13 protein-coding genes are annotated in these 14,213 nt (G+C 57.8%); 10 read left to right on the top strand and 3 right to left on the bottom strand.

The genetic code is table 11. The features are described from left to right. The first annotated feature begins 38 nt into the window (after positions 1-38). From AC1RKJ_RS08385 to AC1RKJ_RS08375, 3 genes are all read left to right on the top strand, one after another. Positions 39-440, top strand: a complete 402-nt coding sequence (locus AC1RKJ_RS08385) for an ester cyclase (RefSeq protein ID WP_492790611.1) — start codon at positions 39-41, stop codon at positions 438-440. A gap of 1 nt (position 441) precedes the next feature. Continuing rightward, positions 442-1,047: a TetR/AcrR family transcriptional regulator gene (locus AC1RKJ_RS08380; RefSeq protein WP_492790610.1), complete on the top strand. Its 606-nt coding sequence runs from the start codon at positions 442-444 to the stop codon at positions 1,045-1,047. A gap of 72 nt (positions 1,048-1,119) precedes the next feature. Beyond that, the gene (locus AC1RKJ_RS08375) at positions 1,120-1,683 is read left to right on the top strand and encodes a c-type cytochrome (protein WP_492790609.1); all 564 of its coding nucleotides are present in this window, start codon (positions 1,120-1,122) and stop codon (positions 1,681-1,683) included. Between the two features lie 95 nt (positions 1,684-1,778). On the opposite strand, the gene AC1RKJ_RS08370 is transcribed toward AC1RKJ_RS08375, so the two are convergent. After that, positions 1,779-2,909: a helix-turn-helix transcriptional regulator gene (locus AC1RKJ_RS08370; protein WP_492790608.1), complete on the bottom strand. Its 1,131-nt coding sequence runs from the start codon at positions 2,907-2,909 to the stop codon at positions 1,779-1,781. A 306-nt stretch (positions 2,910-3,215) separates the two neighbouring features. Between AC1RKJ_RS08370 and AC1RKJ_RS08365 the strand changes: the two genes are divergently transcribed. After that, complete coding sequence (locus AC1RKJ_RS08365) at positions 3,216-4,304, top strand: hypothetical protein (protein ID WP_492790607.1); 1,089 nt, start codon at positions 3,216-3,218, stop codon at positions 4,302-4,304. A 135-nt stretch (positions 4,305-4,439) separates the two neighbouring features. Here the strand turns inward: AC1RKJ_RS08365 and AC1RKJ_RS08360 are convergent, their stop codons facing one another. Beyond that, entirely contained in the window at positions 4,440-5,093 is a 654-nt protein-coding gene (locus AC1RKJ_RS08360; RefSeq protein ID WP_492790606.1) for a TetR/AcrR family transcriptional regulator, read from the bottom strand. 740 nt (positions 5,094-5,833) lie between these two features. Here AC1RKJ_RS08360 and AC1RKJ_RS08355 point away from each other — a divergent pair. The 6 genes from AC1RKJ_RS08355 to AC1RKJ_RS08330 all read left to right on the top strand — a co-directional run bounded on the left by AC1RKJ_RS08355 (position 5,834) and on the right by AC1RKJ_RS08330 (position 12,097). Next, complete coding sequence (locus tag AC1RKJ_RS08355) at positions 5,834-7,480, top strand: fatty acid--CoA ligase (RefSeq protein ID WP_492790605.1); 1,647 nt, start codon at positions 5,834-5,836, stop codon at positions 7,478-7,480. A gap of 180 nt (positions 7,481-7,660) precedes the next feature. Then, on the top strand, positions 7,661-8,047 hold the full coding sequence (locus tag AC1RKJ_RS08350) for a phasin family protein (RefSeq protein ID WP_492790604.1): 387 nt from the start codon (positions 7,661-7,663) through the stop codon (positions 8,045-8,047). Positions 8,048-8,267: 220 nt separating this feature from the next. Further along, the gene (locus AC1RKJ_RS08345) at positions 8,268-9,038 is read left to right on the top strand and encodes an acetoacetate decarboxylase (protein ID WP_492790603.1); all 771 of its coding nucleotides are present in this window, start codon (positions 8,268-8,270) and stop codon (positions 9,036-9,038) included. 9 nt (positions 9,039-9,047) lie between these two features. Beyond that, positions 9,048-10,010, top strand: coding sequence for a 3-hydroxyacyl-CoA dehydrogenase NAD-binding domain-containing protein (locus tag AC1RKJ_RS08340; RefSeq protein WP_492790602.1), 963 nt, complete (start codon positions 9,048-9,050; stop codon positions 10,008-10,010). Between the two features lie 66 nt (positions 10,011-10,076). Then, positions 10,077-11,279 (top strand): CaiB/BaiF CoA transferase family protein, encoded by a 1,203-nt coding sequence (locus AC1RKJ_RS08335; protein WP_492790601.1) that lies wholly within the window; start codon positions 10,077-10,079, stop codon positions 11,277-11,279. A 41-nt stretch (positions 11,280-11,320) separates the two neighbouring features. Then, the gene (locus tag AC1RKJ_RS08330) at positions 11,321-12,097 is read left to right on the top strand and encodes an SDR family oxidoreductase (protein ID WP_492790600.1); all 777 of its coding nucleotides are present in this window, start codon (positions 11,321-11,323) and stop codon (positions 12,095-12,097) included. Positions 12,098-12,258: 161 nt separating this feature from the next. Here AC1RKJ_RS08330 and AC1RKJ_RS08325 read toward each other — a convergent pair whose 3' ends face one another. Beyond that, positions 12,259-13,590: an MFS transporter gene (locus AC1RKJ_RS08325; RefSeq protein ID WP_492790599.1), complete on the bottom strand. Its 1,332-nt coding sequence runs from the start codon at positions 13,588-13,590 to the stop codon at positions 12,259-12,261. Between the last annotated feature and the right edge of the window lie 623 nt (positions 13,591-14,213).

Raw genomic sequence — 14,213 nt, 5'->3', positions numbered from 1 at the left:
CAGAAAGGGCGACTTCTATGGCACTGACTTCGAGACAGATGGACGACAAGATGGACGAGCATTTCGCGTTCGAAGGGAACGACGACGTTGACGGCGTGCTTGCCACTCTGACCGATGATGTGGATCATGACATTGTGGGCTGGCCGTTAGGTCCTTCGCGTGGTCATGAAGGCGCGCGCCGTTTCTATGAAACAATGTTTGTTGACCTTGCCGACAGTAAGGTGCGGTGTGTGAAACGACTCTATGGGTCGAATTTTATGGTCGATGAATCGATCTGGTCAGGCAAGGCGCCAGGAAGGCCGTTCGGGCTGGAAGGGCGAAACCGACCCCTTGAGTTCAGGTTGCTTCACGTCCTGGAGTTTGCCGAGAGTGGCGATATCAAGCGTGAGAATGTCTGGATCGATCTGGCCGCCATCATGCAGCAATTGCCACAGGACTGACGTGACACAATCGGAATCATTGGGGCGTCCGAACCAGAAAGCCCGCACACGGAAGGATCTCCTTCAGGCTGCGGCCCAGTTGATCAAGCAGGGCCGCACGCCAACCTTGGAGGAGGTCGCCGAGGCTGCCTTGGTATCGCGCGCAACAGCATACAGATACTTTCCGAGCGTTGAAGCTCTTATGGTGGAAGCGGTAGTTGACGTCGCCGTGCCTGAGCCTGGGGAGTTCTTCCGAAATGAGACGTCGCGTGATCCGGTGGCGCGGTTGCAGCGTGTTGAAACCACGCTCTACGATATGATCCTGGCGAACGAGTCGTTGCTGCGCAACATGCTCGCTTACACCATCCAGAGGGACTTCCTCACCGATGGCGATGCCAAGTTGCCGAAGCGCCAGGATCGTCGCACGCCGTTGATTGAAGCGGCGCTGGAGCCGGCGCGCGACCAGTTCAAGCTGGCCGATCTACGCATGCTCACGAAGGCGCTTGCGCTGGTCATGGGCCCGGAAGCAACCATCGTTATCAAGGATGTTCTGCGTCTCCCCGATGAGGATGCGCGAAAGGTCAAGCGCTGGGTCATCCGCTCACTTGTCGAAGCGGCAAAAAAGTAAATACTTCTGGTCGGGAAGTTTTTCCCGCGTTCCGAACTCACGATCTGTTTTTCATAAACTGGTGGATTAGCCATGATCGACATTATTCATACGTTGTACCGAACCGTCTCCAGGATCGCTGTTCGTCTTGCAGCAGTGGCTGCGGCGTTGACATTCGTCATGTGCTGTGCGGCCTCTGCCCAAAACGCCCAGATCAAGCGCGGCCAGTATCTGGTTTCCTTCGGAGGCTGTAACGATTGCCACACGCCAGGATATTTCTTCGGTAAACCGGACACGGCACGTTATCTCGGCGGTTCGGAAGTCGGATTTGAAATTCCAGGCCTCGGCGTATTTCACGGCCCGAATCTCACGCCGGATCGTGAGACCGGGCTTGGCCAATGGTCATCGGAGGATATTGCGGCAGCAATTACCAAAGGCCGGCGGCCCGATGGCCGGATGCTGGCGCCGATCATGCCCTGGCATGCATTCGCCAATCTCACGCGCCAGGATACTCTAGCCATTGTCGCCTTTCTCAAGAGTCTGCCGCCCGTGAAGAACAAGGTCCCTGGTCCCTTTGGACCCGACGACAAGCCAGTGTCATTTGTGATGAAGATCGTGCCGCCCGCCAGTTCCGCAAGCGCGGCAGAGCAAAAATAGTGATCTATAAATATGAGACCCTGGCGTGCTTTGGTGGAGCTGCAGCGTAGCGTGGAAGCGCCCGCTTCCACCTACTATGTTGCAGAGCGGCGAAATCAGGTTGATAGCGGAGTGCTGATCTCGCTTAGGAGCTTCACCAAATCGGCCTGGCGCGACATCCCTGTTTTCGCGTAAATCCTGTTGAGATGGGTTTTTAGCGTATTCTCGCTAATGCCCAAGGTCTCCGAACCCGATGCAGAGGTCGAACCACCTCCGATTGTCCGGAGCACACGGGCTTCGGCCGGTGTCAGCTCAAACAACGTGGCAAGAACTGCTTCGGGCATCGGCGACGCGGATGTCGTCGTCGAAATAAAGATCGCTGCGCATGCAGGTCTAAGCGCTGAACGAGTTACGCCCTGATTTAGCGGAAGGACGTAGGCCACCGCAGGCGGTTTACCCCTCGCCGATATGGGGAGACCGATTCCTTTTGATCCCACTGAAAGGTCCGAGGAGCCGCTTGTTAGGGCTTGAAGTAGCGCGTCACCGATAGCTGGATTTTCAGGTTGTATTCTCCTGTCTTGCCGCTGGATCGGTCCTCCATCGGCGAACATCTTTTCCGCGCGCATATTCGCGTAAAGAATTTCACCGCGTGCATCTGTCAGCACGATCGGCACGGCGAGGTTCTGAAGAGTATCGCGAAAGCGGAGGGTGGCCAGCCGCGCATTATCCAGCAAGTCGCCGATGAGAGCCGCGCGGCGAAGGTGAGGAGATAATAGAGCTAGAAATTTCTCATCGTCCGGGTCAAACGCGGCGCGGCTCATACGTGTCGTGACCCCCAGGAGACCTATCCGGTCCGGCGTATGCACGAATTTTGTGATGCAGCCTTCGCGCAATCCTTGCGGGCCAGCCCAATCGCGAAAGAACTGCGTTTGCTGAAGTTCGCCTTCCGACATTAATGACAATGTGGAAATTGGCGCATCGACGTCTCCGGTCACAGCAGCCTTGAGACCTGGAATTTGGTCAAAGTCATATTCTTCCAGCTCACGCATGCGTGCCGGCTCCCAAGGCGATTGGGCAGCAAAACGGCCTTGATTGTCGGATATACCGGCTAACGCGATAGTGGTGTACGCGGCATCCATGGTCCGCGTAATACGAGTCAAAACATCAGGCCAACCGTCTGGATTCAATGCACAGTCGTAAATATCGCCGATGATCGAAGAGAGAGTCTCGTTGCTTACGGCAGCCATTCTTGGCCTTTTAAGGTTCTGTGCTCGTTGTGTGTGCGAAAGGCGAGGTCAAGTCAAACTGTGTGATTCTTGCCACCACGCGATGTTGAATCGTTCGCCTCATACCTGGGGGTGACGACACGTTACACCCGGCCCAATAGCCATAAGTTCTCGATTTCCGGGATGAATCGGTGTTGAGGGCGTTTGGGAGCTGATTTTGCGATTTGCGGAATGTCCGCCTCGCTGTGCCTTCAGTCCGACCCATGTCTGGCTTCCCGAAATCCGCAGCGTACATTTTATTCGCGTCATTGCCATTGGAATTAACGTATGAAATTGACTGTACTGCACACGGTTGCGCTGATTACTTTGATGTCCGCCGCAACCGCAAATGCCGACGATGTTTCTCTTCGGCGGCAGCAGCCAATCCCGTCATTTGAGGGCGCCGGCTTTTACGCCTCGATTGAGGGATCGTCGCAAACCATCAATCTGCCAGCCTACGATCTCGGCTGGAAACTGACCGACTACACCACGGGAGCCAATCGCGGGCCGTCCGAGACTTACAAGCCTCGCGTCGATGGCTATGGCATCGCGGGCACAGCTGGGTATGTCGCGCCGGACGGAACGTTTGCGAACATGTGGGGCCGCAATGTTCGGCTTGAAATCGGCGCGTCCTACATCCACGCCAGCGGAACAACGACCGGCCGGAGTGCCGATATTGCGGGCTTTGGCTACAGCTATGCCGCGCAGATGCTGGGCGGTGGCTTTGGTGAAACCAACGGTTTCGGCAGCACGTCATGGACCAACTCGACGCTCACGACCGATTACACTGCCTGGAAAATCGGCCTGAAGTCCGCAGCAGACCATTCCTTTGGCCCGGTGACATTGACGCCGTCGCTGTCCGTCTTCGCAGGTCACGCAAGCAACAACCAGACTTTCTTTCAGCAACTGAACACCGGTGTATCGCCCTCGAACCGGAATTATCGCGCGAACTCCTTGCTCGGCTGGACTGATTGGGGCGCACGCGCTGGGCTCGACGGAAAATGGCAACTCGCGAACTGGTTGAGCGTCGGCCTCGGCGGAAACATTGGGACCGCCTGGCGTGATGTTTCGATGAATGCGAGTGACGAGTACAACCATCTGGGTGTGGGCGGCTATACTGTCTATTCCGCCGCAGCTGGAAGCCATGCCACCGCGCCACTGCTCGCCAGCGCTGAAGCCAGCGCGACAATCCAGCCGCTTGCCGGTGTCTCACTGAAAGTTTTCGGCGGCCTGAATTTCGACAGCCGCGTTCCTGGTATGTTGGCGGCCTCCTTTGTCGGCGGCGCTCCCACTGGCGTTACCCCGGCCGGAATCAAGTTCGCGTCGGAAACCAGTTATTACGCTGGCGGACGCCTGACGGTCGGGTTCAATCCTTAAGATCGTTATCGTGTTTTCCGGATGCGCCGTATCCGCTTTGTCGGGAGATGTCGCCGAAGCTAGCCGATTTCTTTGATGATTGTCAGGAGATGGGTGTAGCGGTAGTTCTCGCCAGACTGCGATTATCCCATAGCTTCAAGAGTTTCGTTTTTCACCAACGCTATTTTTGGTCGCGGCGGTGCTGGCGGCGCCCCGTACCATCAGGGCTATCTGCCGACCAACATCGTCGACACTCAAGCGACCGCCTGCGGTGTACCAGAACACCGTCCAGTTCATGGCGCCAAGGATCGACAGCCGAAATGCGTGCCGGTCGCAATCGGCGCGCAGAGGCAAATCGTCGATGAGGCTGGCGAAGATCTGCTCGTATTCGTCGCGCTGACGGACAAGTTTTCGGACACCCTTGAGATTGTAGTAGCGCGGCGGCGTGAGGATCGCGCGAGTCACGCTGCCGCCGAGCAATATCCGGCAGTGCGCAGCGATGGCCTCGTCGAGCCGCTTCCAGGGCTCTTTGATTTCAGCAATGGCGGTCTCGACCTCCTGGCGCATCGCCGTGAGGCTTTCCTGGTGCACCGTGAAGAGCAGGTCTTCCTTAGACGGAAAGTGATAGTACAGCGAACCGGACAGAACGCCTGACGCGGCTGCGATGTCGCGGATCGACGTGCCTTCAAATCCGTTGCGCGCAAACAGTTCGGACGCTGCGGCAATGATCTGCCGGCGGCGATCGGGACCCTTTCGCAAGGATTTCGGCTTTTTTGTACGAGCCTTCGCGCGCCCTAAGGGCTTCGTCATCTTCTTCTCAGTCCGTCAACAATGAAGAACCTGGCTGCAACGTAAGATTTGGCCACTCCTGGCTTCCAATCGCCTCGGCAGGGTTTGCAGAAACCATTTCGCGGAGTGCAGACCATCTACACTTTTGGGGAGGCATTGTCGAGAATCGATCAAGCGACCGATAGACGCGAGAGTCCGCTAACCGACGTCACAGGCCGCCGCGTCGCCGCGGCTCGTGAGGCTGCATTTCAAGCCGGTGCGCCTTGGCCCGCAGTGCGTCGATCAGACACGCCGGTCTTTATCAGCGCACTGGCAGTGCTCGCTCGGGCCGTTTCATTCGACCCGCCCATCATTGCGGTGCATCGATGCTTGCCGGCGGCAGCTCATCACGGCCCCGCTTATACATTCGGCTTGACTTACTATTCAATCAAGCGAACGATAGAATAAGAAATGCTCGGCCGTCTTCCGCTGGATTTTTCCGGTGCGGGGCAAAAGGAGACAAGCCGAGCAAACAAAACGGACGGAAACAATTCCGCCGGCACGAGGAGCGCCGTGAACGACCCAGCTTTTTCCGGATTTCGGAAACCTGTGGTGCAAACTGCTGCGCCTCCGGGAAGACGCCGGTTGTTCATCGGGTGCGTCGTCGTGAAAGGCACCGACTTCAGCGAATTCATCGATCAAGCGACCACGTCTTGTAACGCGTTCCTTTGGATTTGAGGTGAAAGGGTCGCTGACGTCATCCAGCCCTTAAGGAGAAATCAATGTCTGATTTCCTGATCGAGCACACACCGTCGGCCTACAGATATCCGCTCCTGATCAAACACCTTCTTCACACGCCGATGACACAGTCGGCCGATCAGGAGATCGTATACCGCGACATCAGCCGCTACACATATCGCGATCTGCGCGAGCGAATTGGACGTCTTGCGAGCGGTTTGACTTCGAAAGGCGTTCGCCGCGGCGATGTCGTGGGCGTGCTGGATTGGGATAGCCATCGCTATCTGGAATCCTATTTTGCAATCCCGATGCTGGGGGCCACGCTTCAAACCGTCAATATCCGTCTGTCGCCCGAACAGGTTCTGTTCACCCTCAATCACGCGCGTCCGAAACTGCTGCTGGTGAACGTTGAGTTTCTTCCGCTGATCGAGCAGTTGCACGGTCAGCTTGAATCCGTCGAAGGCATCATCTTGATGTCGGACGACGGTGTCTTTCCGAGCAGCTCGATCAAAACTGTTGGTCATTATGAAGAGATGCTGGGCAAGAGCGCTCCCGATTTCACGTTCGAGGATTTTGACGAGAACACCCGCGCGACGCTGTTTTACACGACCGGGACCACAGGCGCGCCGAAAGGCGTTTATTTCAGCCATCGCCAGCTCGTGCTGCACACGCTGATCGATCTGGTCGGGTTCGGCTCGCCTGCGCGGCAAGGGCGCTTCCACCGCGAAGATGTATACATGCCGATCACGCCGATGTTTCACGTCCACGGCTGGGGTTTGCCTTACGCTGCGACTGCAGCCGGTGTGAAGCAGGTCTATCCCGGCCGATACCAACCCGAGCTGCTTCTGAACCTGATCAAGACTGAGGGCGTTACTTTCAGTCATTGCGTTCCAACGATCCTGCAAATGTTGCTGTCGGCTCCCAACAGCAAGGACGTCGATCTCTCCAAGCTGAAAATGGTGATCGGGGGCGCGGCGCTAACCAGAGCGCTGGCCAAGGCCGCGATGCAGCGCGGCATCGACATCTTTGCCGGCTATGGCATGTCGGAGTCCGGCCCTATCCTGACGATCGCGCAGCTCAAGGAGCATGAGCTCACGGGTGACCTTGATGCAGAGGCCGAGCTTCGCACCAAGACAGGGACGCCGGTGCCGCTGGTCGACTTCCGCATCGTGGATGCCGAGATGAAAGACGTCGCTCACGACGGCCGTACCCCGGGCGAAATCGTAGTCCGCGCGCCCTGGTTGACGATGGGATACCTCAACAATCCGTCATCCTCGGAAAAGCTCTGGGAAGGCGGTTATTTGCACACCGGCGACATTGGCACCATGACCGCCCACGGCGTCGTTCAGATCACCGACAGGATCAAGGACGTGATCAAGACCGGCGGGGAATGGATTTCGTCGATCGAACTTGAGGATATCCTGCTCCAGATGCCGGGCCTGCGCGAGGCGGCGATCATCGGCGTCGCGGATGCAAAATGGGGCGAGCGTCCGCTAGCCATCCTGGTCGCTCATCCGGGTGGCAACGTGGACGATGTGGCTGTGCAGAAGCATGTAAAAAGCTATGCCGAAAAAGGCGCCATTTCGCGCTTCGCGATTCCGGACCGGATCATGTTCGTCGATGCTCTGGACAAGACCAGCGTCGGCAAGATCGACAAAAAGGTGCTGCGCGCAAAATACGGGGACGGTTAAGCCGCTACCGAAGAAATAGACCGCGATCCGGATTAATTGATCGATCGCTTGATTAGTCGAAAGCGGTCTGGCTATGATGAGGTCAGACAACGACATGGAGTAGGCAAAAAAGCTCCAGGCACAACAGTACAACCGGGAGGGAAAATGGCCGACAAGACAGTCATGGATATGCTCGCCGACATGGCGAAGCAGATCAATCTGCCGAAGATTGATTACGAGGCGTTTCTCGACATCCACCGCAAGAATATCGAAGCCATGCAGAAGTCTGTGGCGGTGCTGTCGGACGGTGGGCGCGCCGTCTTCGCAAAACAGCAGGAAATCCTGTTGGAGGTTGCGCGCGAGGCGCGGCTGTTGATCGCTGACTTCAAGCCGGGCGGTTCTCCGCAGGAAGTTGCAACCAAGCAGGCGGAACTGACCAAGCGCATTTTTGAAGCAACCGTCAAAAACACCAGGGACATTGCTGAACTGGTTCAGAAGTCGAGCAGCGAAGCGCCCAAAATCATTCTCGGTCGCATGCGCGAAAGCTTTGCCGAGGCGCGCACGGCCATTGAAGCAAAAAAGTTCTGAGTTCTCATGTCTGACGTTGCGGGCGGCATCTGCTGCAACGCGGAAGAATTGGCGCATTGCACGTCGTCTCCGCGGCAGCCTCACGACTTAGCCATGATCCGGCTTGCAGTGACAGGCTCAATGGTTCGTACTGGTGGCGGGTGTGGAGCGCAGCGGGGAGGTTGCGAGGCCGTCGCCAATACCGAACGCTGAAACGTCTAACTCAAGGGTGAGCGTCAAGATGAAAAAAGAGGACGTACTCAAGCAATACACAACACCGACAGGAGCTCCGGCTTTCGTCCCGGGGCCACATCGCTTCACCTCTCGGGAATATCTCAACATCACCTACCGGACGGATCGGGAAGCCCTTCAGAAACAGGTGCCCGAGCCGCTCGAAGTCGACGAGCCCCTGGTGCGCTTCGAAGTGATGAACATGCCTGATACCACAGGCTACGGCTCGTATGTTGAATGCGGACAGGCCGCGGTCGTGCGTCACGGCGATGAAGTCGGCGAATACATTATCGGAATGTATCTCGACAACCTGCCTGCGATTGCCGCGGGCCGCGAACTCAGCGCGTTTCCGAAAAAGCTGGGTTCGGCGAAGCTGTTTGTCGATTCCGATACGTTGGTGGGAACGCTGGATTACGGCACACTGAGCGTCGCCCGCGCGACGATGGGCTACAAGCACAAGCCGATGGATCTGGAAAAGGCGCGACAGGAAATCTGCGTGCCGACGTTCATGTTGAAAATTCTTCCGAGCTACGAAAGGCGTCCGCGCATCTGCGAACTGGTCCGCACCGAGATCACCAACATCTCCGTGAGGGGCGCGTGGCGCGGGCCCGCCCGATTGCAGCTGTTTGAACATGTGCTGGCGCCGCTTGCGGACCTCCCCGTGCGTGAGATCATTTCGGCTACGCACATCCTGACCGATCTTACGCTGTCGCCGGCCACGGTCATCTACGACTATCTCAACGACAGCGCACCTGCTGCCGATCCCAAGAAGAAAAAGTAGGCGAATGCGATGGCCACAGCTCAGCAAGACATCCTGAACAGGTATTCAAAAGTCACTGTGATTGGCGCTGGCGTGATCGGCGCATCGTGGACGGCACTCTTTCTGGCGCATGGCCTTTCCGTTGTCGTCAACGATCCGCGCCCGGATGTCGAGACCATCGTTCGCGATTACATCCGCAATAACCTTTCGACCTTGAAAGAACTCGGATTGCCGACGGACAATCTGGAACGGAAGTTGAGCTTCGAGAGCGATCTCGAACGCTCGGTGGCCGGCGCCGACCTCGTTCAGGAAAATGGACCGGAGCGGATCGAATTCAAGCAGGATTTGTGGGCGCGCATCGACAAGGTGGTCGGCGGAAACACGCTGCTGGCGTCGTCAAGCTCCGCCAAGACCGCGACGGAGCAGGCGTTGAAGATGTCGCGGCCCGAGCGGTTGCTGGTGGGGCACCCGTTCAACCCGCCGCATTTGATTCCTCTGGTCGAGGTTGTGCCCGGCGAGAAGACGAGTCCGGAGGCCGTTGACGACGCCGTTGCATTCTACGCGGCGCTCGGAAAGGTGCCGCGCGTCGTGCGCAAGGAAATGCCGGGCTTCGTCGCGAACAGGCTGCAACGGGCGATCTTTCGGGAGTGTTGCTACCTGGTTATTCAGGGGGTCGTGAAGGTCGATGAACTCGACGACATCGTGACGAGTTCGATCGGCCTGCGCTGGGCGGCGGACGGGCCGTTCCGCTCGTTCCATCTCGGTGGCGGCGCTGGTGGCTTCAAGTCGTTCTTCAAGCAGTTTGGGCCCGGCCTCAACGAGGCTTGGAAGAACATGGCGCCGGTCAATCTGGACGAAGTCGCGCAGGACAGGATTATCGCGCAGGCCGAAGCGTCATTTGCCGCCCAGCCGCCTGAGAAACTCGAGGGCGAGCGCGATGCGAAGCAACTGGCCATTATCCGTGCGCTGAAGGCGGTGAAGGCTCAAGGATAAGCAGTAACAAAGGCTGCAATCGTGCCGTCCGAAAGGATCAAGGCGCGTTCTAAGGGAGGAATGAAAATGGGACTTCTGTTTGAAGGCTTAAAGGTGATCGACTGCGGCAGCTTCATCGCAGCGCCCGCTGCGGCCACGGTGCTCTCGGACTTCGGAGCCGACGTGATCAAGATCGAGCCGCCGGGAGCGGGCGATCCCTACCGGCATCTGACCAAGCTGCCCGGTCATCCAAAAAGCGACCAGAACTACGCCTGGATGATGGGCTCGCGAAACAAACGTAGCCTCGCGGTGGACATGGGTAAGCCCGAGGGCAGGGAAGCGATCCTGCGGCTGGCGTCAAAGGCGGATGTGTTTATCACCAATTACCCAGCCGCAGTGCGCAAGAAGCTCGGCATCGGTTACGAGACGCTTTCAGCGTTGAACGACCGGCTGATCTACGCGTCATTCTCCGGCTATGGCGAAAACGGCGCGGAGGCAACCAAGCCGGGATTCGACGTCACGGCTTGGTGGGCGCGATCCGGCCTGATGGATACCGTGCGTGCGTCGTCGCAATCGGTGCCGGTGCGTCCCGCCAACGGCATGGGCGACTACTCGGCGGGCTTCACGCTATTCTCCGGCATCGTGATGGCGCTCTATCAACGCCAGATCACCGGCAAGGGCACGGAGGTGTTGTCGTCACTGTTGGCGAACGGGCTTTGGGCCAACGGTTACAACGGACAGGCGGCGCTATGTGGCGCGACCTTCACCGATCGTCCGCCGCGTGAAGTCGCTTTCAATGCGCTGACGAACTACTACAAGTGCCGCGACGGAAAGTGGGTGATCCTGACCATCCTCAACGAGGAGAAGCAGTGGCCGGAATTCGTGAAATGCCTTGATCGTGAGGATCTGATCGAAGACCCGCGCTTTGCCAAAAAGGCTGACCGATTGGCGCGCTCGAAGGAGCTGATTGCGTTGCTCGACAAGGAGTTTGAGAAGCAGGACCGTGCCGATTTGCGCAAGCGGCTCACCAAGGCTGGGATCGTCTTTGACGTCGTGGCGACGCCGGAAGATATTCCAACCGATCAACAGCTTCACGATAACGATATCCTCATTCCCTTCGCCGACAGCGAAACAAAGACGATCAATTCGCCTATCGCTTTGCGTGGAGCCGACAAGGTGCAACCGCGGATGCCGCCTTCGGTGGGGCAGCACAGCGACGAGATTCTGAGGGAAGCGGGCTTCGATGCGGCGGTCATCGCGCAGATGCGGGCCGTCGGAGCGATTGGTTGAGGATGATTTCGTCAAGGTAATTCCAATTTGAGGAGCGACGCATGAAGATCGAGGAATTGTTCAGTGTCCGCGGTAAGGTTGCGCTGGTCACCGGCGGCAGCCGCGGTCTCGGCGAGATCATTGCCCGCGCCTATGTCGAGAACGGCGCGAAGGTCTATATTACCGCGCGCAAGGCCGACGCCTGCATGGCGCTGGCAGAAGAGCTGTCGAAATTCGGGGAGTGCATCGCCATTCCGGCAGACTTGTCGCGGATGGATGAGATTGAGCGGTTCTCCGCAGAACTCCACAAGCGCGAGAAGAAACTCGACATCCTCGTCAACAATGCTGGCGCGAGCTGGGGATCGCCCTTCGCCGAGTTTCCCGAGAGCGGCTGGGACAAGGTGATGAACCTGAACGTTAAGTCGGTGTTCTTCCTCACGCAGAAGCTGCTCGATCTTCTGGAAGTTGCGGGTTCCAAGAATTCCTACGCGCGGGTCATTAACATAGGATCGATCGAGGGCATTCGCACGTCCAGTTTGGAAGCCTATTCCTATGCAGCGTCAAAGGCGGGCGTGAACCATCTAACGCGCATCATGGCGAAATTCCTCGCGCCGAAGTACATCGCCGTCAACGCCATCGCGCCGGGTTACTTCCCGTCCAAGATGACGGATGCGATCGAAGAGCAGGAAGCCAAGATGGTTATCGAGGGGGCGCCGATGAAGCGTATGGGATCGCCGGAGGACATGGCGGGAATTGCGCTGTATCTCGCCTCAAAGGCCAGCGGGTTTGTCTGCGGTGCTGTGATTCCGGTTGATGGTGGTTTGGCCACGACGGCTTGAGGTCCGCGCTGTAAAGCAAGACTCCAGCGCGTATCAACGGGCTTCGAGAGCCTCCCAAAAAAAACTGGCGCCGCATGATGCGGCGCCTTCTTCTTGAACCATCAGTTCTCGGGAGCGAGCGTCTGCTTCAGACGTTCGCCGATCGTGATAGCTGTCCTGCCTCAGGCCTCGTCGGGGCCTGCGGCTTTTACGATGATCAGCAATAACAACCCGGACAGCAGATAGGCTCCGACGATAAGATATGTGCTGTAAAGCGAGTTGCCCGTCGTCGCGCTAATATAGCCCGTGAGGGAAGGTGCGACGGCAGGGCCGAGATTACCGAGGCTGCTGATCAGCGCGATGCCGCCCGCGGCACTCGCCTTGGACAGGTACTCAGTGATGGTGGTGAAGAACAATGGCGTCGCTGAAATGAACCCGAGGCCGGCAAGTGTCAGACCTATGATCGACGCCGGCAAGTTGCCGTGGGAGAATGTGATGGCCAAAAGGCCGATCGCAGCGACGGCGACGCAAGTGGCGTAGTGCCATCGCCGCTCTCTTGTCTTGTCGGAGTGACGTCCCATCAGGATCGTTCCGATGATACCCGCGATTTGCGGCAGGGTGGCAAGCAAGCCCACATACAAGAGGTCGGCCACGCCCCAGCTTTTGATCAGCGTGGGAATCCAGAAAACCATGGTGTAGGTCGCGCCCAGCAACAAGAAGTAGGTGAATGCGAGGCCGTAGACCTTCGGGTCTTTCAGCATCTGGAAGAACCCGGCGTGGTGCGCGGATTCGACGTCCTTGTGATCGTGATCAAGCTGGAAGCGCAGGGCCGCTTTTTCCTGGCTGCTCAGCCATTTCGCATCTTCGGGTTTATCCTGAAGATAGAAGTAGGCGGCAAGACCGAGGATCGATGCCGGCAAGCCTTGGGAAATGAAGAGCCACTGCCAGCCGTGCCAGCCCTCGATGTCGTTGAAATACTTCATCGTGGCGCCGGACAGCGGACCTGCGATGACGGACGCGATAGCCGTCGCGGTCATGAACATCGCGATGATCTGGCCGCGCCGCGCCGAAGGATACCAGTACGTCAGATAAAGGATGATGCCCGGGAAGAAGCCCGCTTCGAGTGCGCCAAGCAGGAACCGGGCAATGTAGAATTGCAGCGGTGTCTGCACGAACGCCATCGCGCACGCCACGATGCCCCACGTGAACATGATGCGCAGCAAGGTCTTGCGGACACCAATACGTTCAAGCAGTAGGTTGCTGGGAACTTCAAACAGAAAGTAGCCGACGAAGAAGATGCCTGCACCGAAGCCGTAGGTTGCGTCGCTGAAAGTCAGCGTCTGCTTCATTTGAAGCTGGGCATATCCGATGTTGATGCGATCCAGGAACGCGATCATGTAACAAACAATCAGGAAGGGCAGGATCCGCCAACTGATCTTGGAGAACAGCTTCGCGACGGCGATTGGCTCTTCAGCGGAAGGAACTGTGCGGATACTGGTCGCATGTACAGCCATTGTTACCCCCTCGTTTGTATTCCTTCGGAGTCGTTTTTGCTCCGAGTTGGAACTTGCTGGTTCTTACTCCTTGGCGTCCGGCGCGCCGTAACCGCGGCTGCTGACGTTTCGCATGTTGAAAATCTGAAATCCCAGACGATGACTGTTCGGGACCGCTGCCAGTCGCGCTGCGCGCGCGTGGCCGGATCTTTTGAACGTTCTCGGGCACACGCTCGGCGTTGTCCGCATCGTGATTGACTTTCGGGCAAGAACCAAGGCCAAAACGGTCACGGTCAGCTTCAAAAGACTCTTGCCATTAATCTATCAGTCGCTTGATTGTTTAGCAACACGCGCCGGTTGTCCCGGATGCGCTGCGAACAGGGGACATGCTGCTGCTACCCGCATCTGGCGGTTTCGGCTGGGGTGTGTAGCCGAGCAAGAAACCAGTATTGTCAGGCAATTGAGGGGGCCACGCACAGGCGAAGGAGCTTAAGGCAGCCTTAAGCTCGCGGGGCAATTGAGGGGCAAACTTGAGGGCACCTCGGGAAAATGCACCTGTCACGTCGGAAATAGTGGTCCTTTAAAAGACCATCCAGGCCGAGTCGCCGAGATCGTGGCCATCACCTGGCTGCCAAAGATGGTGG

This window comes from Afipia sp. GW822-FHT04G07, assembly GCF_058800765.1.
This window is presented reverse-complemented; position numbering and strand designations above follow the sequence as displayed.

Bases quoted from the DNA above. Each gene is read 5' to 3' on its own strand.
- AC1RKJ_RS08385 (WP_492790611.1), top strand. From the start codon at position 39: ATGGACGACAAGATGGACGAGCATTTCGCGTTCGAAGGGAACGACGAC.
- AC1RKJ_RS08375 (WP_492790609.1), top strand. From the start codon at position 1,120: ATGATCGACATTATTCATACGTTGTACCGAACCGTCTCCAGGATCGCT.
- AC1RKJ_RS08370 (WP_492790608.1), bottom strand. From the start codon at position 2,909: ATGGCTGCCGTAAGCAACGAGACTCTCTCTTCGATCATCGGCGATATT.
- AC1RKJ_RS08365 (WP_492790607.1), top strand. From the start codon at position 3,216: ATGAAATTGACTGTACTGCACACGGTTGCGCTGATTACTTTGATGTCC.
- AC1RKJ_RS08360 (WP_492790606.1), bottom strand. From the start codon at position 5,093: ATGACGAAGCCCTTAGGGCGCGCGAAGGCTCGTACAAAAAAGCCGAAA.
- AC1RKJ_RS08355 (WP_492790605.1), top strand. From the start codon at position 5,834: ATGTCTGATTTCCTGATCGAGCACACACCGTCGGCCTACAGATATCCG.
- AC1RKJ_RS08350 (WP_492790604.1), top strand. From the start codon at position 7,661: ATGGCGAAGCAGATCAATCTGCCGAAGATTGATTACGAGGCGTTTCTC.
- AC1RKJ_RS08345 (WP_492790603.1), top strand. From the start codon at position 8,268: ATGAAAAAAGAGGACGTACTCAAGCAATACACAACACCGACAGGAGCT.
- AC1RKJ_RS08340 (WP_492790602.1), top strand. From the start codon at position 9,048: ATGGCCACAGCTCAGCAAGACATCCTGAACAGGTATTCAAAAGTCACT.
- AC1RKJ_RS08335 (WP_492790601.1), top strand. From the start codon at position 10,077: ATGGGACTTCTGTTTGAAGGCTTAAAGGTGATCGACTGCGGCAGCTTC.
- AC1RKJ_RS08330 (WP_492790600.1), top strand. From the start codon at position 11,321: ATGAAGATCGAGGAATTGTTCAGTGTCCGCGGTAAGGTTGCGCTGGTC.
- AC1RKJ_RS08325 (WP_492790599.1), bottom strand. From the start codon at position 13,590: ATGGCTGTACATGCGACCAGTATCCGCACAGTTCCTTCCGCTGAAGAG.